Raw genomic sequence first — 26,282 nt, 5'->3', positions numbered from 1 at the left:
CACGCCATGACGCTTCCCACGCCCCCACGAGAAGCTCCCACTCCGCTCCAGCAGGCGGCCATCGCCGTGCGAGACCTGCGCGCGCGACTGGATGCGCTCCAGGCCGCTCAGGAAGAGCCCATCGCCATCATCGGCATGGCGTGCCGTTATCCCGGGGGCGCGCACTGCCCCACCCGCTACTGGCGCGTGCTGCGCGAGGGCCAGTGCGCCACGCGCCAGGTGCCTCCGGAGCGCTGGGACGCGGACGCCTACTACGACGAGAACCCGGACGCGTTCTGGAAGATGACCACGCGGCAGGGCTGCTTCGTGGAGCAGCGCATCGACCAGTTCGACGCGCCCTTCTTCAACATGTCCCCGCGCGAGGCGGCCATGTTGGATCCGCAGCAGCGGCTCCTGCTGGAGACGACCTGGGAGGCGCTGGAGAACGCGGGCGTCGCGGCGGACCGGCTGGGGGGCAGCGCCACGGGCGTGTACGTGGGCGTCATCACCGGCGACTACGGCCGCATCCCCTTCCAGCGCGTCGAGCCCGCGGACCTGCCGTACATGGGCACCGGCAACGACATGAGCTTCGCGGCGGGGCGCCTGTCCTATGTCCTCGGACTCCAGGGGCCGAGCATGGTGGTCGCCACCGCGTGCTCATCCTCGCTCGCCACCACGCATCTGGCGTGTCAGGCCCTGCGCGCGCGCGAGTGCGACCTGGCCCTTTCAGGCGGCGTCAGCCTGATGGTCTTCCCGGATACGAGCATCGTCCTGTCGAAGATGCGCGCCACCGCGCCAGACGGACGCTCGAAGACGTTCGACGCGGCGGCGGATGGGTTCGGGCGAGGCGAAGGCTGCGGGATGCTCGTGCTCAAGCGCCTGTCGGATGCACTGCGCGCGGGAGACCCGGTGCTGGCCCTCGTGCGCGGCTCGGCGGTCAACCATGACGGGCAGAGCGGCGGCATCACCGTCCCCAACGGTCCCGCGCAAGAGAAGCTGCTGCGTCAGGCGTTGGCTTCCGCCCGGCTGTCACCTCGGGACCTGGACTACCTGGAGGCGCACGGCACCGGCACGCCGCTGGGAGACCCCATCGAGGTGCGGGCCATCGACGCGGTGTTCGGCGGCGACCGGCCCGCGCACGCGCCGCTGCTCATCGGCTCGGTGAAGACGAACATCGGGCACCTGGAGGCCGCTGCCGGCGTCGCGGGGGTCATGAAGCTGGTGCTGGCGCTCCAGCACGAGGAACTCCCCGCGCACCTGCACCTGCGCACGCCCAACCCTCGCATCGCGTGGGACTCGACCCGCGTCGCGGTGGTGACACGCCGCACGCCTTGGCCTCGGGGTACGCGCCGCCGTCTCGCGGGGGTCAGCAGCTTCGGGCTCTCGGGCGTCAACGCGCACCTCATCCTCGAAGAGGCGCCCGCGCCAACCCAGGACTCCTGCGCTCGCGCGGTGGCTTCCGGCCCCGCGCTGCTGACGCTCTCGGCGCGCGGCGACGAGGCGCTGCGGGAGCTGGCTCGACGCCACGCCGCGTGGCTGACCGGCGCGGGCCAGGACGTCTCGCTCGCGGATGTCTGCTTCAGCGCGGCCACGGGGCGGGCACAGCTCTCCCATCGACTCGCGCTCACGGCGGCGTCTCCTGAGTCCGTGTCGGCGCGGCTGCTGGCATTCGCGGCGGGACAGCCCGCGGCGGGCATGGTGTCCGGGCAGGTGATGGCGGGACGGCGGCCTCGCGTGGCCTTCCTCTTCACGGGGCAGGGCTCGCAGTACGCCGGCATGGCGCGCGAGCTGTACGCCCATGAGCCGCGCTTCCGCGAGGTGCTCGACCGCTGCGACACGCTCCTTCGCTCGCACCTGGAGCACTCCTTGCTGTCCGTGCTCCATGCCGAGGACGCGCACGCGGGGCGGCTCGACGAGACGGCCTATACCCAGCCCGCGCTCGTCGCGGTGGGTATCGCCTTGGCGGAGCTGTGGCGACACTGGGGTGTGGAGCCCGCGATGGTGCTGGGTCACAGCGTGGGCGAGCTGGCCGCCGCGCACGTGGCCGGCGTCTTGTCCCTGGAGGACACGCTGAGGTTCGCGGCCATCCGAGGCCGCCTCATGCAAGCCCTGCCTCAGCGCGGGGGCATGCTCGCGGTGCACGCCAGCGAGGAGCAGTTGGTGCGCGCCGTGGCCCCATTCTCGCGCGAGGTCTCCATCGCGGCCGTGAATGGCCCCACCGACGGAGTGCTCGCGGGCGACAGTGAGCGGCTGCGCGCCCTGGCGGACGCGTTCCAACGCGAGGGCATCGAGTGCCGACCGCTGAAGGTGTCGCACGCGTTCCACTCGCCGCTGATGGAGCCCGTGCTGGACGACCTCGAGCGCGAGGTGGCCGCGCTCCGCCCTCGCGTCCCCGAGCTGCCGTTCATCTCGACCGTCACCGGGATGCTGGCGCGCGAGGAGCTGAGCGCCGCCAGCTACTGGCGCCGTCATGCTCGGGAGACGGTGCGCTTCGCCGCGGGGATGCGGGCTGTTTTCGCCAAGGGCGTGGACGTCCTCCTGGAGCTGGGCCCCGCTCCCGTCCTGCTCGGCCTGGGGAGGTCCTGTGTGAGCGACGAGCGCGCGCAGTGGCTGCCGAGCCTGCGTCCGGGGCGCTCGGACCTGGAGCAGACGCGCGCGAGCCTCGCGGAGCTGTGGGTGCACGGCGCGCCCGTGGACCTGGCGCGGCTGAACGCTGGGGGGCGGCACTCGCGCGTGCCCCTGCCGAACTACCCGTTCCAGCGCAAGCGTCACTGGATGCGCCTGCGACCCGCGCTGGGCGAGGGCACGCCAGCGCGGCATCCGCTGCTCGGCCGACGGCTCGTCTCCGCCGCGAGGGTGCACCAGTTCGAGGGCGCACTGAGCACCGAGGCCTTCACGTACCTCGCCGCGCACCGCGTGCATGACGCCCTCATCGTCCCGGGCGCCACGTACCTCGAGATGGGCGTGGCGGCTGGTCGTGAGGTGCTGGGCGAGGGAGTGCTGTGCCTGGAGGACGTCCGCTTCCACACGCCGCTGCGACTCGATGAGGACCGCGAGCCACGCACGGTGCAGACGCTCGTCACGCCCGCGGAAGGCCCGCGGCCCGCATCGTTCGAGGTGCACAGCCTCTCCCCAGGCGGATTCACGCTGCACGCCTCGGGGCGGCTCATCGCGGCGAGCGCTGGGGTGGCCTCGCGCCATGAGGATCCGCTGACCCTCGCGAGGCGCTGTGCCGAGGGCGTGTCCGTCGCGGACTTCTACCGGCGCATCGCCGAGCAGGGCATCGAGTACGGCGCCACCTGCCGAGCCGTCACGCGCTTCGGGCGCGGACATCAGGAATCCTTCGGGCACCTCGCCCTCCCCGAGTCGCTGAGCGCGGACGCGTCCGCGTACGTGCTGCACCCCGTGCTGCTCGACGCCTGCTTCCAGGTGCTCGGCGCCATCTTCCCCGAGCAACCCGCCGGCAGCCTCTACCTGCCCGTGGGACTCGGGCGGCTGCGCGTGCACGAGCGTTTGGGCACCGAGGTGCTCGTCCATGCGCGGCTCGACGGCGGGCCCACGCTGAGCGAGCGAGTCCACACCGCGCACTTCACGCTGCTGTCACCCGATGGGCGCGTGCTGGCCGAGCTGGAGCGCCTGGAGTTCCAACAGGCGCCGCGCGAGGCGCTGCTGGGCAGCTCGGACCGAGTGCCCCGGAGCTGGTTCTACGAGACGGCGTGGAGGCCCATGCCCTTGCCCTCCAGCACCGCGGAGGCCCCCACGAGTCCGGAGCGCTGGCTCGTGCTCGGCGACGCGGATGACCTGGGCCGACCGGTGTGCGACGCGCTTCGAGCCACGGGCGCCACCTGCCTCCACGCAGTCCCCCATCCCTCCGGGCCGGACACGCTCAAGCTGGAGCTGGATTCGCTCGCGAGCGCGCGGCGCATGTTGAGCGAGGCAGGGCCCATCACGGGGTTCCTGCACCTGACGGCGCTGGACGTCCCGGCGACCCGGGAAGTGGGCCCGGACGCGCTGATGTCCGCGTGGCGCACCCTGCTCGGCGGCGCGCTCCATCTGGTGCAGGCCGCCTCCGAGACGGGCACCCCACCTCGATGCGTGCTCGTCACGCGCGGCGCGCAAGCGCCTCACGGAGCCACGCGACCCGAGCTGGCGTGCCTGGCGGGGCTGGGCAAGGCCATCGCCCAGGAGCACCCAGAGCTGCGGTGCTTGCGCGTGGACCTCGACTCCACGCCCGGCGCGGACGCGGCCACGCAGCTCGTCGCGGAGTTGCGGCAGCGCGGTGACGAGGACGAGGTCTGCCTGCGCGGTGGACAACGGCTCGTGCCTCGACTGTCGCGCGCGCCCGAGGCATCTCAAGGCATGCCGAGGATGAACCTCCCGGCCGAGGCCACGTACCTCGTCACCGGTGGACTCGGTGGTCTGGGATTGAAGGTGGCGCGACGGCTGGTGGAGCGCGGCGCGCGGCACATTGCGCTGCTGGGCCGACGGCCACCCACCGTGGAAGCTGGCGTGGCGCTGCGCGAGCTGGAGGCCATGGGCGCGCATGTCGTCACGCTCCAGGTGGACCTCTGCGTGGAGTCCGATGCGGCAGCGGCGCTGGCGAGCCTGGCTCGCACCATGCCGCCCCTGCGCGGAGTCATCCACGCCGCGGCGGTGTTGGAGGACGGCATGCTGCTCCAGCAGGACCTGGAGCGCTTCGGCCGGGTCCTGGGCCCCAAGGCCCTGGGCGCCTGGCACCTGCACCGGCTCACCCTGGCCCAGCCGCTGGACTTCTTCGTCCTGTTCTCCTCGGTGGCCTCCCTGCTCGGGCACGCGGGCCAGTCCGGCTATGTGGCCGCCAACGCCTTCCTCGACGCGCTGGCGCATCATCGCCATGCGCTCGGCCTGCCAGCGCTCGCCATCAACTGGGGGCCCTGGTCCGAGGTGGGCATGGCCACCACCGGGCACGGCCTGGACCGCGCGCGCCGCCTGGGCGTCACGCCGCTGTCGCCCGAGCAGGGGCTCGCCGCGTTCGAGCAACTCCTGGGACAGCTGCGTCCCCAAGTGGGCGTCGTGGCCGTGAACTGGCCCGCGCTGGGGCGCCTGACGGCCACGCCGTTCTTCTCCGAGGTCGTTGGCGAAGCGACGCGGAGCACACCCGGTGGCGGCGACTTCCGACGCCGCTACGCCGCCGCGCCCGTGGCGGATCAACCACGGCTGCTGCACGAGCACCTCGGCACGCTCGTCACGCGGGTGCTGGGACTGGACCCCAGCAAGCCCCTGGCCCCTGAGCAGGGATTGTTCGAGGCCGGGATGGACTCGCTCATGGCCACCGAGCTGCGCAACGCGCTCCAGACCTCACTGGGCCGCTCGTTCCCCGCGAGCGTCGTCTTCGACCACCCGAGCATCGAGGCCCTCGCGGACCACCTCGCGCGCGAGCTGGCCCCTGTCGAAGCACCCGCTCCGCCGCGCGAGGTGCTCGCTCCCGATGCCGAGCTGGACTCGTTCTTGATGGAGGTCAGGCAGATGTCCGAGGCCGATGTGACGGACGCGCTCACCACCGGCCGCGCACCCGAGGCCGGCGGCTCCCGAGGTGTCCGGTGAGCACGAACGACTTCTCCGAGATGAGCGCCACCCAGCTCGCCTACGCGGCGAAGCAGGTGCGCAATCGGATGGGGCTGCTCACGGCCGAGCCCATCGCGCTCGTCGGCATGGGCTGCCGCTTCCCCGGAGGCGTGGACAGCCCGGACGCCTACTGGGAGCTGCTGCGCTCGGGCCGAGACGCCGTCACCGAGGTGCCCTCGGAGCGCTGGAGCCTGGACGTGTACTACTCGCCCGTCCCAGGCACGCCCGGGAAGATGTACACGCGCCACGGCGCGTTCGTGAGCGGAGTGGACCGCTTCGACCCGCTCTTCTTCGGCATCTCCCCGCGCGAGGCGGTGGTGATGGATCCGCAGCAGCGCATCCTGCTGGAGGTGAGCTGGGAGGCGCTGGAGCACGCGGGCCTCGCGCCCTCGCGCCTGCGCGGCACGGCCACGGGCGTGTTCGTGGGCATCATGCACCGCGACTACACGTACCTGGTCCACACCTCGGCGGCGATGGACACGCACGTCGGCTCGGGCACGGGCCTGAGCGTGGCGGCGGGTCGCATCGCGCACCTGCTCGCGCTGGAGGGCCCCACGCTGGTGGTGGACACCGCGTGCTCCTCGTCACTCGTGGCGGTCCATCTGGCGTGTCAGAGCCTGCGCGGCGGTGAGTGCGACGTGGCCCTGGCCGCGGGCATCAACCTCATCCTGTCTCCCATGAGCACCATCGTGGAGTGCCAGATGCGGATGCTCTCCGCGGAGGGCCACTGCAAGACCTTCGACGCGCGGGCGGATGGCTTCGTGCGCGGTGAGGGCTGCGGCGTGGTGGTGCTCAAGCGCCTGTCGGACGCGCTCGCGGACGGAGATGACGTCATCGCCATCCTGCGCGGCTCGGCGGTGAATCACGACGGTCACAGCGGCGGGCTCCTGGTGCCCAACGGCGCCGCGCAAGAGAAGGTCATCCGCGCCGCGCTCCGCAATGGTGGCGTCTCGGCGTCGCAGGTCGACTACGTGGAGGCGCACGGCACGGGCACGGCGCTGGGTGACCCCATCGAGGTCGAGGCGCTCGGCCGGGTGTTCAGCGACGCGCGGCACCGCGAGTCCCCGCTGCTCATCGGCTCGGTGAAGACGAACATCGGGCACACGGAGATCGCCGCGGGCATGGCGGGGCTCATGAAGGCCGCGCTGGCCCTGCGCCACGGAGAGCTTCCCCGCAACCTGCACTTCGAGCGCCCGAACCCGGAGATTCGCTGGAGCGAGCTGCCCGTCTCGGTCGTCACCGCGCAGCGCCCGTGGCCCGGCGGCACGCGGAGGTTCGCGGGCGTGAGCGCGTTCGGCTACAGCGGCACCAACGCCCACGTGGTGCTGGAGTCCGCGCCCCCTGTCGTGCGCCCGCCCTCGGTGACGGAGGGCCGGCGCGAGCAGGTGCTCGTGCTGTCGGCGAAGACGCCCACCGCGCTCACCACCCTGGCGGCGAGCTATGGCGCGCACCTGACGCGCCACCCGGAGGTGGACACGTCGGACGTCTGCTACTCCGCCAGCACCGGGCGCTCGCCCATGCCGTACCGGCTGGCCGCGGTCTGCGCCTCGGGAGAGGAGCTGCGCTCACAACTGCGGGCCTTCGCCGTGGGAGCGCCCGCCCCGGGCCTCATCGCGTCCGGCGAGCCCAGCGCCCGCGCGCCGCATGTGGCGTTCCTCTTCAGCGGACAGGGGACTCGGCACGCGGGGCTGGGACGGGAGCTGTATGAGCGCGAGCCCGCGTTCCGCACCGCGCTGGACCGCTGCGCCGCCATCCTCGCGCCGCACCTGCCGCGCCCGCTGCTGGAGGTCTTGTTCGCGGCGGACGCCGCGGCCTCGCCGCTGGATGAGGCCCGGTTCGCCCAGCCAGCCCTCGTCGCGCTGGAGGTGTCACTCGCGGAGCTGTGGAAGGCCTGGGGGGTGCGTCCCTCGGTCGTCGTGGGGCACAGCCTGGGCCAGTACGCCGCCGCGTGTGTCGCCGGCATCTTCCGCGTGGAGGACGTCCTGCCGCTCGTCGCCATGCGCGGCCGGTTGATGCAGGAGCTGTCCTCGGACGGAGCCATGAGCGCGCTGCGGGCTCCGGCCTCGCGCGTCGCCGCGGCCTTGGAGCCGTATCGCGACCGGCTCTCCATCGCCGCCATCAACGGTCCGCAGAGCACGGTCATCTCGGGCGCGCGCGACGCCGTCGGCTGCGTGGAGGAGCTGCTCGCCCGCGAGGGAGTGATGGCCCGGCGGCTCCCAGTGACGAACGCGTTCCACTCGCCCCTGCTGTACCCCGTGGTGGAGCCCTTCCGAGCCCAGGTCACGCGCATGCGCTTCGCGCCGTCCCGCGTGCGCATCCTCTCGGACCTGACCGGGCTCATGGCGGATGGCGAGCTGTCCGAGCCGTCGTACTGGTGCCGGCACCTGCTCCAGCCCATCCACTTCGCGCGCGCGGTGGAGACACTCCACGGGCTGGGCGTGCGTGACTTCGTGGAGGTGGGACCATCCAATGTGCTGCTCGGCCTCGCACAGCGCTGCGTCCCGGACGACGGCGAGGCGCGCGAGTGGCTCCCCAGCCTGGGCTCGGGGCTGGGCGAACGTCGCCGCATGGTGGAGAGCCTCGCCACCCTCTACACGCGCGGCGTTCCCGTGGACTGGGTCGAGGTGGAGGGACGGGCCTCGCATCGCCGCGTGCGCCTGCCCACCACGCCGTTCGAGCGCGAGCGCTACTGGATCGAAGCCACGCCCCCAGCGCCCACCGAGGCCCCACCGCCCACGCCCAGCGGTCTGCACCCGCTGCTGGGCCGACGTGTCGAGCTGGCCGATGCGCGTGAAGCACGCTTCGAGTCCGCGCTGAGCGCCAAGGCCCCCGCCTTCCTGGAGCATCACCGCGTGTCCGGCGCGGTGCTCCTACCGGCCGCGGCGCTGGTCGAGCTGGCCTTGGCGGCGGCGCGCTTCGCCAGGCCCGCGGACGACGCTCCCATTTCCCTGCGCCAGCTCGACTTCGAGCGGCCCGTCGTCCTCCCGGAGCAGGGCGTCGCGGTCGTTCAAACCACGTGGGTCGAGCAGTCACCTGGGGTCCACGCCCTGCGCATCTTCCTGCGCCGTGAGCAACCCGAGGGCACCGTCTCCTGGGAGCGTGTGGCCACGGGCCGCCTCGATTCCAACGCCGTCACGTCCGTGCCGGGAGAGGCCCTGGACGCGCTCCGCCAACGACTCACGCGCGTCATCGCCCCATCCGACTACTACGCGCATCTGGCGGAAGGCGGACTCGCCTACGGCCCCTCCTTCCAAGCACTTCGAACCCTGTCTGGATGCGAAGGCGAGGCACTCGCGCGCATCACCCTGCCGGACGAACTCGCGCTGGAACCGTACGCCCTGCACCCCGTGCTGCTCGACGCGTGCTGCCAGGCCCTGGGCGCCACCTTCCCCCGACGCAAGGACGTGCCCTACCTGCCCGCGAGCCTCGAAGGGCTCCGCGTGCACGCGCCGCTGGAACGTGACGTGTGGGCAAGCCTTAAGCGCCGCCAGGAGGGCCTGGACGCGGTGGCATCGCTGCGGCTGTTCAGTCGGGAGGGGCGCCTGCTCGCGGAGGCGGAGCGGCTGCGCTTCCGCCAGGTCCGTCTGGAAGCGCTGCGCAACCCGGACGACACGCGCCTGGACGATTGGCTCTATGCGCTGGAGTGGCGTCCCGCTCCACCGCGGGGACCGCGCGTCGCGCCCACGTGGCTGCCCTCACCCGAGGCGCTGCGCGATGCGGTCCTGCCCCAGCTCCACGGCCTGTCGCTTCGCGAGGACCTCGCGGCGTATGGCCAGTTCCTGGAGGAACTCGAAGCGCTGTGCGTTCCCTACGTCATCCAGGCGCTCGGAAGGCTGGGCTTCGGCTTCGAGCCGCGCCCCGCCTTCACCGCGGAGGCGCTCGCCGCCGAGCTGGGCGTCGTCCCCGCACACCAGCGGCTGTGGCACCGACTGCTGGCGATGCTCGTCGAGGACGGCCTCCTGCGCGCCGAAGGCAATGCGTTCGCCGTGGCCCGGACGCCCGAGCGACCTGAACTGCTGGAGCGCTGGAGACAGTTGGGCGAGCGCCATCCAACACATGACACGGAGCACGCGTTGCTCGGGCGCTGCGGCGAGGGGCTGGCGGACGCGCTGCGCGGCCGAAGAGACTCCCTGGAGCTGCTCTTTCCTCGCGGCGAGACGGACGTGGCGGCGCGGCTCTACCGCGACTCGCCCGGGCCTCAGGAGCTGAACGCCCAGGCCCGCGCGGCGCTGGCACACGCCGTGTTCCGCCTCCCCGCCGAACGGACCCTGCGCGTGCTGGAGATTGGCGCGGGCACGGGCGGAACCACCGCGCTGCTCCTGCGCGAGCTGCCCCCCGAGCGGACCGAGTACGTCTTCACGGACATCTCGCCCCACTTCCTCCAGCGCGCCGCGCGCGAGTTCCAGGCGCACGGCTTCGTGACGTATCGCGCGCTCGACATCGAGAAGGACCCGGTGCCCCAGGGCTTCGAGCCAGGTGGCTTCGACGTCATCGTCGCGGCCAACGTCCTGCACGCCACCGCCAGCCTGCGCGACACGCTCCGCCACGCGCGCCGACTGCTCGCGCCCTCCGGACTGTTCTTGCTCGTGGAGGCCACACAGACGCGCCGCTGGGTGGACCTCACCTTCGGACTCACCTCGGGCTGGTGGCGCTTCACCGACACGGACGTGCGCCCCAGCCACCCGCTCATCTCCAGCGCGCGCTGGAAGTCGCTCTTGGGCGAAGCGGGCTTCACGGAATGCGTGGCGCTCGCGAAGGAGGAGCACGAGGCCAGCCTCCAGGCAGCCGTCCTCCTCGCGCGCGCGCCCGAGGCCCCGCCCCGCGACCCAGGCCGCCATTGGCTCATCGTGGCGGACCGGCGCGGTACGGGCGCCGCGCTGGCGGAGCGACTGGAGACGCTCGGCGAGCGCTGCACCCGCGTGCCGGGCGCGGGCCTCACGGCGGCGGACTACGCGCGGCTGCTCGCGGACGCGCGCTCACCCACGCACGTCGTGCACCTCACCAGCCTCGACTCGCCCGCGCCGGGAGACGCGGCGGGCCTGGACCTCGAGTCCGCGTACCGCAACGGCTGCGGCGGAGCGTTGGAGCTGCTCCAGGCGCTGCTGACCGCGAACCTCACCCCCGCGCTCAGCTTCGTCACGCGAGGCGCGCTGGCGGTGACGGGGGACGGTGCCCCTGGCGTCGCGCAGTCTCCGCTGCACGGGCTGGGGCGCGGCATCGCCATGGAGCATCCCCAGCTCGGGGGAACGGTCATCGACTTGGATCCGGCGCGTGACGAGTTGGAGGGGCTCGTCACCGAGCTGTTGTCGGAGCGCTCGGACGAACAGGTCGCGTTCCGCGACGGCGTGCGCCGCGTGCCGCGCGTGGTGCGCCATGCGCGGCTGGAGTCGTCCCCGCCCTTCCAGTGCCGCGAGGACGCCACCTACCTCGTCACGGGTGGCCTCAATGGCCTGGGCCTGCTCACGGCGCGGCTGCTCGTGGAGCGCGGCGCGCGGAACCTCCTGCTGCTCGGCCGGGGTGCGCCCACTCCTGACGCGACGGAGCAGCTCCGCGAGCTGGAGGCCGCGCGCGTGCGCGTGGTGGTGGCGCGCGCGGATGTGTCGCACGAGGACACGCTCGCCCGAGCCCTCGCCACCGGGCTGGACGGCATGCCACCCCTGCGCGGCGTCATCCACTCGGCGGGGGCGCTCGATGACGGAATCCTCGCGCAGCAGACCCATGCCCGGTTCCAGAAGGTCTTCGCCGCGAAGGTGCTCGGCTCGTGGAACCTGCACCGGTTGACGCTGGCGCATCCGCTGGACTTCTTCGTCCTCTACTCGTCCATCGCCTCGCTCCTGGGCAACAGCGGCCAGGCCAACCACTCGGCGGCCAACACCTTCCAGGACGCGCTGGCCCACTACCGGCGCGCGCGCGGCCTGCCGGCCCTCACCATCAACTGGGGCGCCTGGTCCCAAGTGGGCGCAGCGGCGGGCACACGCGTGCAAGAACGACTGGCCGAGCGGTGGATGAACCCCATCCGCCCCGCGCAGGGCCTGGAGGTGCTGTCCTCGCTGCTCGCCGCGAGCGCCGCCATCCAGGTCGCCGTCATGCCCATCGCGCGCGGCGGCTTCGAGGTGAAGGGCGCGATCCCGCTCCTCCTGTCCGCGCTGGTGGCGCCTGAGCGCGCGAGCACGCCGCGCACCGCCTCTCGCGACGCGGCGCTCCTGGAGCAGCTCGCACGCGCGCCCGGGGTCGAGGCCCAGCATCTGCTCGTCGAATACCTGCGCCAGCGACTGTCCAAGGTGCTGCGCGTGAAGAACCCGGCGCGACTCGCACCGGACCGGCCACTCAGCGAGCTGGGCCTGGATTCGCTGATGGCCATCGAACTGAAGAACCACGTGCTTCATGAGCTGGGGGCGGATGTGCCCCTCGAGAAGTTCATCGGCGGAGCGAGCCTGCGCGAGCTGGCCGGACTCGCTCACCAGCGGCTCACCCTCCACCAGCTCGCCCCCACGGAGCCCGTCCCGGCGACATCCGCCGAAGGCACCACCGAGTTGACGCTATGAACCTGGACCAACTTCTCTCTCGCCTCGCCGAGCACCACGTCCAACTCTGGGCGGAGGCCGGCCACCTGCGCGTGCGCGCGAAGGAAGGCGCTGTCGACCCCACCCTCCGCCTCGCGCTGATGACGCACAAGCCCCGCCTGCTGGAGCTGCTCCAGCGCCCGGAGTCCCCAGCGGGCGCGGACGTTCCGCATCTGGAGGTGCCTCCGCGTGAGGGACCGCCTCCCCTGTCCTTCGCACAGGAGCGGCTGTGGCGCGCGGAGCAACGCGAGCCGCAGCGGGGGCCCGCGCACATGGCGGCCTTCGCCATGCGGTTGGAGGGCCCGTTGGATCTCGACGTGCTCGCCCGAGCCGTGGCCGCGCTCGTGGAGCGCCACGAAGTCCTCCGGACGAGCCTGGCCGCGCGCGGAGACACGTGCGTGCAGCGCATCGCGCCGCCAGGACCGTCCCGCCTCTCGTTGCTGGACCTGAGCCACCTGACGGGCGAGTCCCAGCAGCTCGCCCTGCAGCGCCACCTCCACTCGGAGCGCCGCCGCCGCGTCGACCTGGAGCACGGCACGCTGTTCCGCGCCGTGCTGTTGAGGCTGGCCGCGCGCAGCCACGTGCTGCTCATGCTGATGCACCACGCCGTGGTGGACGGCACCTCGCGAAGCCTGCTCATCCACGACCTCTCCAGCCTCTACGCCGCCTTCGTGGAGGGACGCACCTCGCCGCTGCGTCCGCTGCGCCTCCAGTACGGCGACTTCGCGCGCTGGCAGCGGCAGCAACTCCAGGGCGAGGGACTCTCCCGTCAGCTCGCGTACTGGCGGCAGCAGCTTGAGCACGCCCCTGAGGACCTGTCCCTCCCCGGCGCACAGCCCCGCCCCGAGCACCCCACCTATCGGGCCTCCGCGGTGGAGGTCCTCGTGGAGGCCGAGCTGGTCGCACGCCTGCGCGAGGTGGGCCACAGAGCCGGCGCCACGCTCTTCATGGTGCTGCTGACCACGTACTACGTGCTCCTGGCGCGCGTGGGTCGCCAGCGGGACCTGCTCATCGGCACGCCGGCGGCGCACCGCGGGCACCCGGACTTCGCGCCGCTGATTGGCACGTTCGTCAACACGCTGGCGCTGCGCCTGCGGCCCGAGAACAACCCCAGCTTCATGGACCTGCTCGAGCAGGCGCGCCGCGTGGCGCTGGACGCGTATGCCCATCCCGACGTCGCGCTCGAAGACCTGGGCCTGCGCGCCCCCCAGGCGATGCTCGTCTTCAAGGGCGCCACACCCCGGCCGACACTGGCCGCGCTGCGCGGCGCCCCGCTCCCCCTGGAGCCGGACACGACGCTTCACGACCTCACCCTGGCCTTGGAGGAGCAACCCGACGGACCGCTGCGAGGCGAACTCATCCACGACCGGGACATCCTGGACGCGTCGCTCGTGCGCGGCTGGGCCCGCACGTTCGAGTTCCTGCTCCAGAGCTTCGCCTCCGCCCCCGAGCAGCGCGTCTTCCCGCCCATGGAGCCGGTCCCCCCGAGGAGCGCATGACCGCCTGGATGCGGGTGGCCCGCGGCGGAGTCAGCCCAAGAGGAGCGCCGCGTCGCGCGTGGCGTGCTGGACCAGGTGGTCCACCAGGCTGCGCACGCGCGGCACCGCCTGCATGTCCTGATGCATCAGCAGCCACAGCTCGCGCACCAGCGGCCCTTCCGAGGAGAAGGGCACGGAGCGCAGCTCCGGGTACGCGCGCGCCAGATAGTGCGGCACCACCGCCAGCCCGATGCCGGCCCGCACCGCGCCCAACAAGCCCCCGTGCTGATTCACCCGGTGGACGATGCGCCCACCCTGGCGCAAGAACATCTCCAGCCACTGGACCTCGGGCAGTCCGCGATGGGTCGCCGTGAGCCCGATGAAGCGGCGCGCATCCAGCGGCGCGTCCCCGAACTGCTCCAGGTAGCCCTCGGAGGCGTAGAGGCCATGACCAATCACGGCCAGCCGCCGCGCCACCAGTGACTCGCCATGCTGAGGCCGCGCGAGCCGCAGCGCGATGTCCGCCTCGCGCCGCGCCAGGCTGAGGTTGCGGTCGTCGGCGAAGACCTCCAGCTCGATGCCCGGGTGCGCCGCCTGGAAGCTCGCGAGCTTGGGGGCCAGGTAGCGCTCCGCGAAGAGCGCCACGGTCGTCAAGCGCACCGTGCCCGAGAGCGACGGCGCGCCCGCGGCGAAGCGACTCACGGACAGCGCCTGCTCCTCCATCGCTCGGGCTCGCGCGAGCACCGCCTCGCCATCCGGGGTGAGCGTGAAGCCAGAGGACTGCGGCACGACGAGTTCACGCCCCAGGGCCCGCTCCAACCGGCGCACCCGCCGGCCCACCGTCGCGTGGTCCAGGCCGAGCGCGCGTCCCGCGGCGGACTGGCTGCCGTGGAGGGCAATCTGGGTGAAGATGCGGAGGTCGTCCCAGACGAGCTCCTCGGCGGGTTCACGCTTCGCGGACATGGCCTGTGAATTTCTGCACGGGGACGGTGCGAGTATAGGCATTCCTGCACGCGCGGCGACTGCGTAGAGAAGTGCCCGTCTCTCACAACGGAGCCGTCATGAACGCCCCTGCGACCCTGACCCAACTGGCTGGACTGTCCACCCTCCCCTCCTCGCTCGCGTCCTCCGCGCTCGTCATCATCGACCTGCAGGGCGAGTACCGCGAGGGCGCCCTGAAGCTGCCCGGCATCGACGCGGCGGCGAAGGAGTCGGCGGCGGTGCTCGCGCTGGCCCGGAAGCACGGCGTGCCGGTGTTCCACATCGTCCACCACTCGAAGCCCGGCGCGCCCATCTTCAACCCGGACCACCCGCACTCGAAGGAGCTGCCCGAGGTCGCGGCGCTGCCGGGTGAGACCACGATCATCAAGACGCTGCCGGACTCGTTCGCGAAGACGGACCTCCACGAGCGCCTCCAGGCCACGGGCCGCAAGGAGCTCATCCTCGTCGGGGCGATGACGCACAACTGCGTGGCCGCCACGGCGCACGCCGCGTTCGACCTGGGCTACCGCGTTACCATCGTCGCGGAGGCGTGCGCCACGCGCGACCTGCCGGACGTCTACGGGAACGTCGTCCCGGCGGACGTACTGCACCGGCAGACGCTGGTGGGACTCGGCGACTGCATCGCCGTGGTGGTCCCCAACGCCCGCGCCTGGGCGTGAGGCGCCTGCCCCTCGTCCGGTCGGGGGGTTGACACCAACGGCGTCCGGGCGGGAAGAGCATGGGGCACCCCATGCTCCGATACGCCCTCGCCATCTTCGCCAGCGCCTTCCTCCTCTTTGGTGTGCAGCCGCTGGCGGGGCGCTATGCGCTCCCCTGGTACGGCGGCACCTCGAGCGTGTGGACGGCCTGCATGCTCTTCTTCCAGGTGGCGCTGCTGGCGGGCTACGCCTACGCCCACGCCGTCTCCTCCCGCTTGCCCTCGCGCGCCCAGGCGAAGCTCCACCTGGGCGTGCTGGCGTTGGCGGTCGCGGGGTTGGTGGCCCGAGCGCTCATCACCGGCTCACCGCTGGCGCCGGGGCCGGAGTGGCGGCCGCAGCCGGACGGAGTGCCCGTGCTCCGCCTGGTGGCGATGCTGGCCGTCACGCTCGGGCCCCCGTTCTTCGTGCTGAGCACCACCGGTCCGCTGCTCCAGTCCTGGTTCGCGCGGGCCCATCCCGGGCGCTCTCCCTACGGCCTCTATGCGCTGTCCAACGCGGGCTCGTTGCTCGCGCTGCTCGGCTATCCGCTGCTCGTCGAGCCCTGGGTGGCGAGAGGCACGCAGACGTGGGGCTGGAGCGCGGGCTTCGTGGCCTTCACCCTCGCGTGCGCGGCCTGCGCGCTGGACGTGGCGCGGCGCCACGAATCCCCCAGCGAGCCCACCACAGCGACGACGCCGGAGTCGGACGCGCCTCGCCCGGGACTGCTTCGGACGCTCGGGTGGCTGGGGCTCAGCGCCTGCGCGTCGGTGCTGCTGCTGGCCACCACGAATCAACTGTCGCAGGACGTGGCGGCCGGGCCCGTGCTGTGGGTGCTGCCGCTCGCGGTCTACCTGCTCACCTTCATCCTGGCCTTCGCGCGCGAGGCCCTCTACGCGCGAGGCGTCTACGCGGTGCTGCTCATCATTGGCGTGGCGATGATGGCGGTGGCGCAGACCTCGGGGCCGGGCTTCGGGCTGCTGCCACGCATCCTGTGTTACGCGGGCACCCTCTTCGCCGGAGCCATGGTGTGTCACGGCGAGCTGTACCGGCTGCGTCCCGCGCCTCGGCACCTGGGCGCCTTCTACCTCTGGGTGTCGTTGGGCGGAGTGCTGGGCAGCCTGTTCGTCAGCCTGTGGGCCCCCGCGTTCTTCCGCGCCTACTGGGAGTACCCGCTGTCGCTGGCGGCGTGCTGCGCGGTGGCGCTCGGCGGGAGGATGCGCCAGCCCGCCACCGAGTCTCGGCCCGCGCGAGCGTGGCGCGTGGTGGGCGGCGCGCTGCTGGTGCTGTTGCCGCTCAACCTGACGCTCATCGGGATGGGCGAGTACCGCAGGATGAGCCTGTCCACGCGCAACTTCTTCGGCGTGGTGCAAGTGCTGGAGCAGGGCCAAGGCCAGCCAGACGTGCACCGCTACACGCTGCGCCACGGCGCCATCGCCCACGGCTGGCAGTTCATCCAGGAGGACAAGCGCCGCGAGCCCACCGCCTATTACACCCGCGAGACGGGCCTGGGGCTGGCCATCGCCGAGCAGCGGCGGCGCCGCGAGGCCCAGGGCCTCTCCCCCGGATTGCGCGTGGGCGTGCTCGGGTTGGGCGTGGGCACCAGCGCCGCATTGATGTCCTCGGCGGACCGGCTGCGCTTCTACGAAATCAATCCGGTCATCATCGCGCTCGCGAAGGGCGAGCACGGCTTCTTCCACTACCTGAGCGACACACAGGCCCGGGTGGACGTGGTGGAGGGAGACGCGCGCATCTCGCTGGAGCAGGAGCTGGAGCGCGGCGAGCCCCAGTCCTTCGACGTGCTGGCGCTGGACGTGTTCAGCTCGGATGCCATCCCCATCCACCTGCTGACCGAGGAGGCGATGGCGCTGTACCTGCGCCACCTCGCGCCGCACGGCGTGATGGCGCTGCACATCAGCAATCAGTACCTGGACCTGGTGCCGGTGACGCTCGCGCACGCGCGCGCGTTCGGCCTGCACGCCACGCATGTCTTCAACGAGTCCACGAGCGACGCGCCCAGCAGCCGGTGGATGGTGTTGAGCCCGGACGCGGACTTCACCTCGGGGCTCGCGTTCCAGCGGAGCACGTCCAGCGTGCGGCGCATGTCCCTGCGAGGTCCGCCGGACTTCACGTGGACGGATGAGCTGGGCAGCGTGGTCCGCGCGGTGCGGTGGTGGCCGCAGTCGCGCACGACAGCGAGCCAGTCCGTCGTGGTCGAGGCGGCGGGAGCGTCCGTGACGAGCCCCGAGCCGCCCTGAGGCCGCGCGCTACTTCCAGTTCCAGGTCTCGGCGCCGTCGGGGATGCGGCCGTATGACTTCCCGGGCGACAGCGGTGCGTAGTACGTGAGGTCAATCACGCCCGTCATCGTCTTGCCATCGAACAGGGCCAGCTCGCCCCCCTTCGTGGACAGCTTGAAGGGCAGATGGTTGGTGCCCGACTTGCCATCCGCCAGGAGCCGGAGCACGCCCTTGGGCGGCACCACCAGGTTGGGCGGCAGCTTGTACTTGTACTGGTCGCGGATGACGTTGGTCATGATGAGGCCGCTCACCGGCGCGGGCGTGGACTCGCGGTTGTACAGCTCCACGTAGCCCTCCACCTCACCGTTGGCGCCCACGGGCGCGAGCGGCAGCGCGCCGAACGAGTTGATGACCACGCCACCCTCGCCCCGGTGGCGCTCCAGCGGGAGGTTCTTGGTGAGGTACGTGCGACGTCCGGCCACGTACCGCTTCAGGTACTCGGGCGAGTAGGCCGCCTGCGGCCGCGCGACGTAGGGGTCGCGCGCGAGCTGATCCTTCACCAGCGCGTACTGGGCATCGATGCGCTTCGAGGCCGACTCCTGGGTGAAGACCGTGGCCATGAGCTGATCCACATAGTCGAGCACCTTGTTGCGGAACACGGGGCGGTCCCAGATGCGCTGATTGAGCACGCTGAAGGGGAAGTGGGCGCCGCCGTACTTGGCCTGCTTGTGCTCGTAGGTCCGGATGGTCCGCGAGTCATACGCGGTATAGGCGGGGATGGCGCGCGTCGTCTCCGGCGAGGCGCCGACCCGCTCGGTGCGCCAGTACAGGAGCACGCTGTTGTTCAGGTCCCAGGGCGCATACGTCCACCGGTCCTTCACGCGGTCATGGATGAGGAAGCTGCCCGAGTCATCGATGCCGTGGATGCCAATGACGATGCCCACCGCGAGGTAGCGCAGGTACGCGTCCAGGTCGAGGTGGTCACGCGCGAAGGCCTCGAACTCGTGCTCCGGAGTGTGGGCCAGCTTGTCGAGGAACGCGTGCAGGTCATCCCAGGGCTGGTCCTCATTGGTCTCCTTCGACCACGGGTCCTGGTAGTGCGCGATGGGCGCGAGCGTCATCTCGCAGTCTCGCGCGCCGCAGCGGTAGATGTTCGCGTCCTCGTCGATGTGGTGGCTGCGCAGGAAGGCCTTGTCCACCTGCTCCACCTGCGTGAAGAGGCCTTCGAGCTTGCCGTTGACGTTGAGCATGACGTAGCGCGCGCGCGGGGCCTGGGCGCCGCCCGCGGTCATCATCTCGTAGCTGAAGACATCGGAGAGGTTGCCCGCGTCGAGCCACTCGGCCATGAAGTTGAACTTCTTGGCGCCGTCGAGCTTGGAGCCGTCGGGGAGCTTCACCTTCCAGCTCAGCTTGGGGTGCTCGCGCGCGTATTCCCCGCGCAGGCGCAGGCCCACCGTGTAGTCCACGCCGCGCGCGAGGAAGTGGCCCGGGGCGTACTCGTGGTCATGCGCGGGGTCGTTGATGAAGTCCCACGTCGACTTGTCGAAGCGCAGCTCGTAGGTCTCGATCTGCGTCTGGAGCGCGGGCCACTCCGGGGCGGCGGACTGCGAGTCGGGCGGAGGCTCCTCGGTGGAGGGCGAGGGGCCGTTGTCGTCCGGCTCCTCGGGAGGAAGCTCGGCGGGAGGAAGCTCCGTGCCCGTCTCTCCACCGGTAGGGGTGGAAGGCGCCGGCTCCTCCATGCCGTCCGGAGGAGGACCGCCCTCGTCCTCCGTCTGCGGGGAACCCGAGCACGCCGCGAGGAAGAGAACACCCACCCCGCACCAGGACCACACTGCACGCATACGGTTCTCCCGGGCGGCCCAAGGCGTAGAGAGACAAAGCACACCGCCCTCGTGGGCCCGCCCCAATGCAAGCGGCGTACTGTCCGTCACGCGGCGGCCCGCTCACCCCGCGAGCAGAGGTGCCGCCCGAAAGCGCAGCTCTCCCGTGCAGCGGTGGACACTCTTGAGTGTCACGCCTCGCCTCGGTGAGAACGTGACTGCCCCATCAGGGCAACTCGTGGGAGCACCGACGATGGCGCCGCTCACGCGGTGAACAGGCCCCGCAGGGCCTGCTTCACCCAGGCTCGCCGGGTCTTGTCCGAGCGGAAGTCGAGCGCGACGAATGAATCGAACAGGCGCGGCATCATCGCGAGCAGGTACATGGACGACCAGAGCTGAGAGAGCGCCAGGCGCAGCTCGACTTCCGACAGCTGCGGTGTGGCTGGAGCGAGTCGAGGCGCCAGCTCCGCGAGGAATGCGTTCACTCGCTGGATGACGGCCCCCTCGTAGCGCTGATGCACCAGCGCCTCGCGAAAGTGCGCGTGCGCGATGCGCGGATACGCCGTCCAGTTCATCATCAGCTCATCCAGCAGGGCCTCGAACGCGGCGCGAATCCCCAACCCCTTGGCGCGCAGTTGGTCGAAGTCCACGAGGACGTTCCCGAACGCCTGCTCCAGCGTCTGCTCGAGCGCCAGGGCGATGAGCTTCTCCTTGCCCTGGAAGTAGTAGTTGATTGCCGCGCTGTTCACCTGCGCCTCGCGGGCAATCTCCCGGATGCCCGTCGCATCCAGGCCGTCGCGCTCGATGCAGGTGATGGCCGCGACCAGGATGCGCTCGCGAACGCTCGGCTCTTTGTCGCTCATCCCGCCATGCCTCGGACCTCGGGAGAACTGGGGACACCGGCCGCTCGCGGACCGAGCGGCCGGGATGCGTTCTCAGTCGTCTCTCGGGCGCACCGAGAAGACCACGGCCTCGCTGCCGAGCATGAACGTGTCACCGTCCACGACCTTCTGACGCTTGATGCGCAGGCTCTTGTACCAGGTGCCATTCGAGGAGTTGAGGTCCTCGATGAACACGTCGTCCCCATCGCGCGTGACGGCCGCGTGCTCGCGCGAGACACGCTCGGACTTCACGACGAGACCGCACTGCGGCCCACGTCCGATGGTGAAGCGTCCCGTGTTCACTTCGACGGGCTCTCCGGTCGCCAGCCGAACGAAGACCTCCACGGCGCTGGGAGGCGCGGTGACGATGTTCGTCGCATCCTCGCGGGGCACGCGCGGAGTCGTGTCCGAGGTCCGACGGACCGGAGCCTTCGATGACGGCGGGGCTCCCGACTTCGACGACTCGGGCCGGACTCGCGCCGCGCTCGCCGACCCCGGTCGCGCACGGTCGCGCGCATCGGTCGGGGACTCCGAGCCATCGTCCAGGCCCAGCTCGGCGACGAGATCCACCTCGCCGGTGGAGTCCTCTTCCTCTTCGTCCAAGGGCGCATCGTCGTCCGACGAACCAGAGTCCTCTTCGCCACCCTCCGCATCGGCAGCGCCTGAGTCCCCATCCGTGCTGGAGGCCTTCGCGCCGCCAGCCTTCACCGAGGCAGCGTCCGCAGCCTCGGCACCCGCGTCGTCGTCCGAATCTTCATCGGACGCGTCCGCGTCGTCGTCCGAACCTTCATCGGACGCATCCTCCGAGTCATCGTCAGACTCGTCCGAGTCCTCATCGGACTCATCGTCCGCGTCGTCATCCGAATCCTCGTCCGACTCGGAGTCCGCGGCATCGGCGGCTTCTCCCACGGAGTTGTCGGCGACGGGCTCCGCGGTGGCATCGACGTCCGCGACAAGCTCGCGCACGCGATCCACCACGCGCGCGACGGCTTCCTCGGACAGGGGCTCGGGCTTCGCGGACGCGGTGCCCTCGGGCGCGCTCGGCGCGGGCTCGGCGGTCCCCTTGGCCACGACGGCCTCACGGGCCTCCGCCGCGGGCTCCTCGCGGGCAGCTTCCGCACCGACCCGGATGCCCAAGGCCGCTCCCGACGCGGCCCCCACCGGAGCAGGCGCCGCGGCCGAAGCGCCCACCGCGGGAATGACCGTCACCTGCGCGCGCGCGACCGGCGCGGGCGCGGACTCCTGGCCCGAGAGCGCCACGACGGTCGGCGCCACGTAGCCATTCTGACGCGCGAGCTGGAAGAGGGCCTGCGCCACCAGGGCGTTGGGCTCCACACCCAGGTCGCGACTCATCGACTCCAGCGCCCGCCACAGGGGCTCCGCGATCTCAATGGTCTGGCGAATCCGGTTCATGACTAGCTGCCCCTCAGGTCGTTCTGCCACGGAGACACATTGTCCGCGTTCGTAAGCCAATAGAACATCGCCTGCGTCTCCGCATAGAGCTGCTCGGCGATGCCCACGAGGTTCGAAGGAAGCTCCGACAGCGCGACCCCCACGAAGGTGAAGGTCGGCAGGCCCGCCTTGCGGGCGCTCGCCCCTCCTGTGATGCGCTGATCCCTGCACAGCCACAGCCGCTGCGACGCCTGTCCCGCCGCCTGTCCAAACGCCTTGGGCGGCCGCAGCGCCTCCGGCATCCGCACCGTCGTCTCGCCGCAGGCCCACAACAGCCACGTCAGCGCGCTCCAGTCCGCCGTGGCATGTCGCGCGAGGTCCGGCAGTCCCAGCCGAGCGAACGGCAACGTCTCATCGACCTCGACGGTGTCTCCACTCCCCAGCTCCACCTCCGAGGAGACCAGCTCGGAGGGACCGTCCGGAATCAACGCGGACACGTCGGGCGGCAGCCACGACACCCGGGCCCCCGGCTTGAACCGGCGAAGCATCTCGGTGCGCAGCCCCTGGAGCCGCGTGGCGTAGGTGCGGACGACCGCCTGCACGGCCTTCAGGTCCTGCGAGGGTCCCTCCGGCACGTCGTCGAAGGTGCAGCGCGGCGGCTCCTGCCCGGCCGAGAACGTGAAGCCAGGGAAGAGCGCTCGACCGTAGGTGGCCAGGAACTCCGACGACTTCGGCTCCGCGGCCGCGAGCAGCGCGGCGTCCTTCTGCATCTGCTCCGCCATCCCGAGGTTCGCCAGGATGAGGCCCCGCGTGAACAGGTAGCCCGTGCGCTCGGGTGCCAGGAGCATCGCCGCGTGGACATAGTCCAGCGCCGCGCGAGGCCGATCCTGCTGATCCAGCAGCACCGCGTAGCCGCGAAGCACCGTGGCGGCGTCACCGCCGCGAACGAGTCCATCGGCCATGGGCGCCCAGGACTGCCCCGCGTTCTCGACCACCGACTCGGCGGTGGCCAGGGCGCTCCGCGGCGTGCGCGGCAGGGTCAGCTTTTCAATCCACGCCTTCAGCTCGCGGACATCCTGGTCCATCGCGCTGGCCCGCGCCTGGGCCAACAACGCCTCACGGTGGCGACGCTCGGACAGCGCCTGCCGCGCGAACTCGCGCCAGCTCGCCGCGTCCTGGACCTGATTGGAGAAGACCCGCGACCCGGCCAGGGAGTCGTCATCCTGTGCGTCTCCCAGGTCGCGGGTGAGCACCACCGCCCGCTGTTCATCCAGGAGCGACCACGTCCCGAAGACGTAGTCGTGTGCCACCGGGCCTTCATCGAAGCGCACGCGCGGATCCGCGTACTCGTCCTCGGCCCGCGAGGAGTACCGGCCATGGCGCGAGCCATCCTCGTACTCGGCCTCCCAGATGAACTGGCCCTCGCGGTCCCAGAACCGGCAGAGCCCGTGGCGCTCACCGCCCGCGTTGAGCGTGACGAGCACCCACTGGTTCAAGTCCTCGCGCAGCTCGGCGGCTTCGGGAAGGTGCGACGGGCGCGTGGGGTACGGCTCTCCCGTGGCCGGAACCACGCGCGCGCCGGCGCGGTCATAGTGGAGCACCTGCGTGACGCGGCCGTGCTCGTACACCATCACCGTCTTGCGGACCTTCTCGTGGACGCCGTTCTCGTGCATCCGCTCGGTGGTGTACGCGTCCGAGGCGTACCAGGTGCGCGGCCCATGCAACGCGCCCTTGTGGAAGGTGCCGTCCTGGGACACGTCACCGTTCTCGTGGAAGCGCCGGAACGGCCCATGCGGCGCACCGTGCTGCATGATGCACTCGTTGCAGAGCGTGCCGTCCGCCCGCCAGTAGCGCCACGGGCCATGGTTCTCGCCGTCTTCGTCCGTGGGCCCGAAGGACCACTCGGCCTCGTTGTCGTCCCAGGTCGCCTCGGGCGGAACGCCGGGAGGCGGCGTGCCCTCCTCGGTGAGCTTGCGGTTGGCCGCGCGCTGCTTCTGCACGCTCACGTCCACCGACTCCAGCTTCGCGAGCAGCGTCTCCAGCGCGGTGGCGGACAGCGCCCCCGAGGCGCGATGCACCTCGATGCCATCCTTGAACGCCATCAGCGTGGGAATCGACTGGATGTCGAACTGGCCGGCGAGGTCTTCCTGGGCCTCGGTGTCGACCTTGCCGAAGGTGACCTTCGGGAAGCGCTGCGCCGCGGCCTCGAAGACGGGGGCGAACGCCTTGCAGGGCGCGCACCAATCCGCCCAGAAGTCGACGACGCACAACCCAGGGCCCTGGGTGACGGTTTCGAAGTTCTCTTCGGTCAGCTCAAGCGGCTGTCCTGCCACGGCGGCTCCAATGCAAGAGGCGCGCGAATCAGAGGGGTCGGGCGCACGCCCGTCAACCTCGGAATGTCACGGGAACCCTCTCGTCTGGCCCTGCCCCTCGACTCCCTAGGAAATGAGCGCCTCGGCTCCCCCTCTTCTGGCCCGAGGCGCTCATCGTGGAGGACCGCATCACGGGGCCGGGCAGTCCCTCACGAGCGGGCAGCCCGGCACCTCCCGCTCAGCCGAGCGGGACAAGACTCACGGCAGCGGACACGACTCCGTGGGGGCGACGCACCGGTAGTCGTAACCACGGTTGATGATGCAGCACTGCGTATCCCCGGGGCACAGCTCGGGCTTCGTGGCGCAGGTCTCCGTGGCCTTGATCTCCGCGCCCTGCGTCCCCACCACGGCGTCAGCGGCCGGGGCCTCCTCCACGCCACCGCAAGCCGTCATGCAGCCCAACAACAACAACGCTCCCATGAACTTTCGCATGTGTCCTCGTGAGGCATTGGGTCGCACGAAACGTGCGACGTGAATACGACACGTCTCGCCCCAACAGCTCCCTGGGAGGTTGTCTCCCGAGACGGTGAGCGCCAGGGCGAAACATGAGCATGGTCAATGGAACGAGGCGGGCGAAACCATCCCAGAATGCTGGGATTCTTTGCCTTCATCGCGGGGGCTACGTTAATCGTGAACGAGCGATGGCGACGCGCACCCGGGCGGAACAACGGCTCCTGAACACGCTACAAGACTTGTCTACAGCGGGCTTGTCACAAGGGCGTTTGTTCGCGGAACTCAACACATTGCTCAGGGAGCCGGTGGGCTTCGACGGCAGCTGCTGGCACGGCACGGACCCGGCCACGGGGCTGGTGACGTCCACGATGGCGGAGAACCTGGATCCGCGTGGCTTTGAGCGCGCTGCCTATCTGGAACTCTGGGCGCCCGAGCCGTTGACCTTCGCGGGCGTGCGAGCGTCTGGGCGGCGCGTCGACACGATGCATCGCGCCTCGGAGGGGCAGCCCGAGCGCAGCACGCGGTTCGTGGAGCTGCTGGCGCCCGCTGGGTTCTGCGATGAGCTGCGCGTCAACTTCGACCTCCCCTCGGGCTGCTGGGGGGCCGCGGTCTTCATGCGAGCCCAGGGGCGTGAGCCTTTCCGCGCGCGTGACCTGGGATTGGTGGAGCGACTGGCGCCGCACATCGGGCAGATGTTGCGCCGCTCCTACCTGGACACCATTCCCCCAGGGGACGACGCGCCATCGCCCGGCATCGCGGTCCTCGGCCCTTCGGGAAAGCTGCTGTCCGTGGACCCACGCGGCGAGGCCATCCTGAGCGAACTCGCCGAGCCCCTGCCCTCCCCGAACGGCATCCCCACCGGGTTCATCTCCGTCGCCGAGCATGCCCGAGGCGCCGCGGCGGCGGGCCGTCCGGAGCTTCCGTCCCGGGCCCGCGTCCGCACCCACCGAGGCCAGTGGTTCACGCTGCACGCGTCGCTGTTGGAGGGCCGCGCGGACGGGCAGGTCGCCATCGTGATGGCGCCCGCGACTCCGTCCGAGATGCTGCCCATGGCGTTGATGAGCCTGGGGCTCACCTTGCGCGAACAGGACGTGGCGGTGCTCGTCATGCGCGGACATGACACGGCGACGATTGCGCAGACCCTCTTCATCACCCCGCTCACCGTCCAGGACCACATGAAGGCCATCTTCACCAAGGCCGGGGTGCGCAGCCGCCGGGCCTTCGTCGCCCGACTCATCGGCTCGGTCCAGGCCGTCGGCCGTCCTCCTCCTCGCTGAGTCGCTCGCTCGCCCGAGCCCGCGACAACCCGCGGCCCACGCCAGGGAGGGACATGCGATGCTGCGCGCGGCATCTGCTCCGCACGTCCATCCAGGTCTCCGCCATGCACCGCATCCGCCTCGAACTGCTTCGCGCGCCGTCGCTCCTGGCCCTGCTCTCACTGGGAGCCGCGCACGCAGCCGCCCCCATCGCCGCCACCCCGGCGACCACCACCCAGTTCGCGGGCAAGTCGCTGACGCTGCGCGAGCAGGAAGGTCGATGCGCGCTCGTCCAGCCGGATGGAACGACGCTGCGCTTGGAGCTGCGGTGGCCTTGCCAGTTCCATCGCGACGCGAAGGGCGCGCTGCGCACGAAGAAGGTGCGCGACACCACGGTCTTCCTGGTGGAGCACAGTCAGCCGCAGCCCGCGCCCAGCCGCGACTGCGATACCTACGTCCTGGCGGTCCGCACCCACGGCGACGGGTTGGAGGCCTCGACGGCCATGCACGTCGCCGCGTGCCTCCCCTTCACCTGGGACGCGAAGATCTTCATCGCGCTCTTCTGAAGCG

The 26,282-nt window shown here is 71.2% G+C and carries 13 protein-coding genes; 7 read left to right on the top strand and 6 right to left on the bottom strand.

Annotated elements, in window-relative coordinates:
* The first annotated feature begins 6 nt into the window (after positions 1-6).
* Genes JGU66_26910 through JGU66_26900 form a run of 3 tightly spaced genes read left to right on the top strand, consistent with a single transcriptional unit; the run spans position 7 to position 13,645 of the window.
* A complete protein-coding gene (locus JGU66_26910) occupies positions 7-5,562 on the top strand; it encodes a type I polyketide synthase (protein ID MBJ6764418.1) in 5,556 nt (1,851 codons plus the stop codon).
* Positions 5,559-12,128 carry an SDR family NAD(P)-dependent oxidoreductase gene (locus JGU66_26905; GenBank protein ID MBJ6764417.1) on the top strand — a complete coding sequence of 2,190 codons (6,570 nt, stop codon included), beginning with the start codon at positions 5,559-5,561 and terminating at the stop codon, positions 12,126-12,128. The genes JGU66_26910 and JGU66_26905 overlap by 4 nt, the downstream gene beginning before the upstream one ends.
* Positions 12,125-13,645 (top strand): hypothetical protein, encoded by a 1,521-nt coding sequence (locus JGU66_26900; GenBank protein ID MBJ6764416.1) that lies wholly within the window; start codon positions 12,125-12,127, stop codon positions 13,643-13,645. Before JGU66_26905 ends, JGU66_26900 begins: the two co-directional genes overlap by 4 nt.
* A 30-nt stretch (positions 13,646-13,675) precedes the next feature.
* Here JGU66_26900 and JGU66_26895 read toward each other — a convergent pair whose 3' ends face one another.
* Positions 13,676-14,587: a LysR family transcriptional regulator gene (locus JGU66_26895; protein ID MBJ6764415.1), complete on the bottom strand. Its 912-nt coding sequence runs from the start codon at positions 14,585-14,587 to the stop codon at positions 13,676-13,678.
* Between the two features lie 98 nt (positions 14,588-14,685).
* On the opposite strand from JGU66_26895, the gene JGU66_26890 reads away from it, so the two are divergent.
* On the top strand, positions 14,686-15,285 hold the full coding sequence (locus JGU66_26890; GenBank protein MBJ6764414.1) for a cysteine hydrolase: 600 nt from the start codon (positions 14,686-14,688) through the stop codon (positions 15,283-15,285).
* 71 nt (positions 15,286-15,356) lie between these two features.
* Positions 15,357-17,558 (top strand): fused MFS/spermidine synthase, encoded by a 2,202-nt coding sequence (locus tag JGU66_26885; GenBank protein ID MBJ6764413.1) that lies wholly within the window; start codon positions 15,357-15,359, stop codon positions 17,556-17,558.
* Positions 17,559-17,567: 9 nt separating this feature from the next.
* On the opposite strand, the gene JGU66_26880 is transcribed toward JGU66_26885, so the two are convergent.
* The 5 genes from JGU66_26880 to JGU66_26860 all read right to left on the bottom strand — a co-directional run bounded on the left by JGU66_26880 (position 17,568) and on the right by JGU66_26860 (position 24,435).
* The gene (locus JGU66_26880) at positions 17,568-19,379 is read right to left on the bottom strand and encodes a CotH kinase family protein (protein MBJ6764412.1); all 1,812 of its coding nucleotides are present in this window, start codon (positions 19,377-19,379) and stop codon (positions 17,568-17,570) included.
* Positions 19,380-19,621: 242 nt separating this feature from the next.
* Positions 19,622-20,221: a TetR/AcrR family transcriptional regulator gene (locus JGU66_26875; GenBank protein ID MBJ6764411.1), complete on the bottom strand. Its 600-nt coding sequence runs from the start codon at positions 20,219-20,221 to the stop codon at positions 19,622-19,624.
* A 72-nt stretch (positions 20,222-20,293) separates the two neighbouring features.
* Positions 20,294-21,652, bottom strand: a complete 1,359-nt coding sequence (locus tag JGU66_26870; protein ID MBJ6764410.1) for an FHA domain-containing protein — start codon at positions 21,650-21,652, stop codon at positions 20,294-20,296.
* 2 nt (positions 21,653-21,654) lie between these two features.
* Positions 21,655-23,964 carry a thioredoxin gene (trxA, locus tag JGU66_26865; protein ID MBJ6764409.1) on the bottom strand — a complete coding sequence of 770 codons (2,310 nt, stop codon included), beginning with the start codon at positions 23,962-23,964 and terminating at the stop codon, positions 21,655-21,657.
* A gap of 237 nt (positions 23,965-24,201) precedes the next feature.
* Positions 24,202-24,435 (bottom strand): hypothetical protein, encoded by a 234-nt coding sequence (locus tag JGU66_26860; protein ID MBJ6764408.1) that lies wholly within the window; start codon positions 24,433-24,435, stop codon positions 24,202-24,204.
* Between the two features lie 290 nt (positions 24,436-24,725).
* On the opposite strand from JGU66_26860, the gene JGU66_26855 reads away from it, so the two are divergent.
* Together JGU66_26855 and JGU66_26850 are read left to right on the top strand one after the other, a co-directional pair.
* Positions 24,726-25,733 (top strand): helix-turn-helix transcriptional regulator, encoded by a 1,008-nt coding sequence (locus JGU66_26855; GenBank protein MBJ6764407.1) that lies wholly within the window; start codon positions 24,726-24,728, stop codon positions 25,731-25,733.
* A 53-nt stretch (positions 25,734-25,786) separates the two neighbouring features.
* Positions 25,787-26,278: a hypothetical protein gene (locus JGU66_26850; protein ID MBJ6764406.1), complete on the top strand. Its 492-nt coding sequence runs from the start codon at positions 25,787-25,789 to the stop codon at positions 26,276-26,278.
* Positions 26,279-26,282: the final 4 nt, after the last annotated feature.

The organism is Myxococcaceae bacterium JPH2, assembly GCA_016458225.1.
Lineage (GTDB): Bacteria > Myxococcota > Myxococcia > Myxococcales > Myxococcaceae > Citreicoccus.
This window is presented reverse-complemented; position numbering and strand designations above follow the sequence as displayed.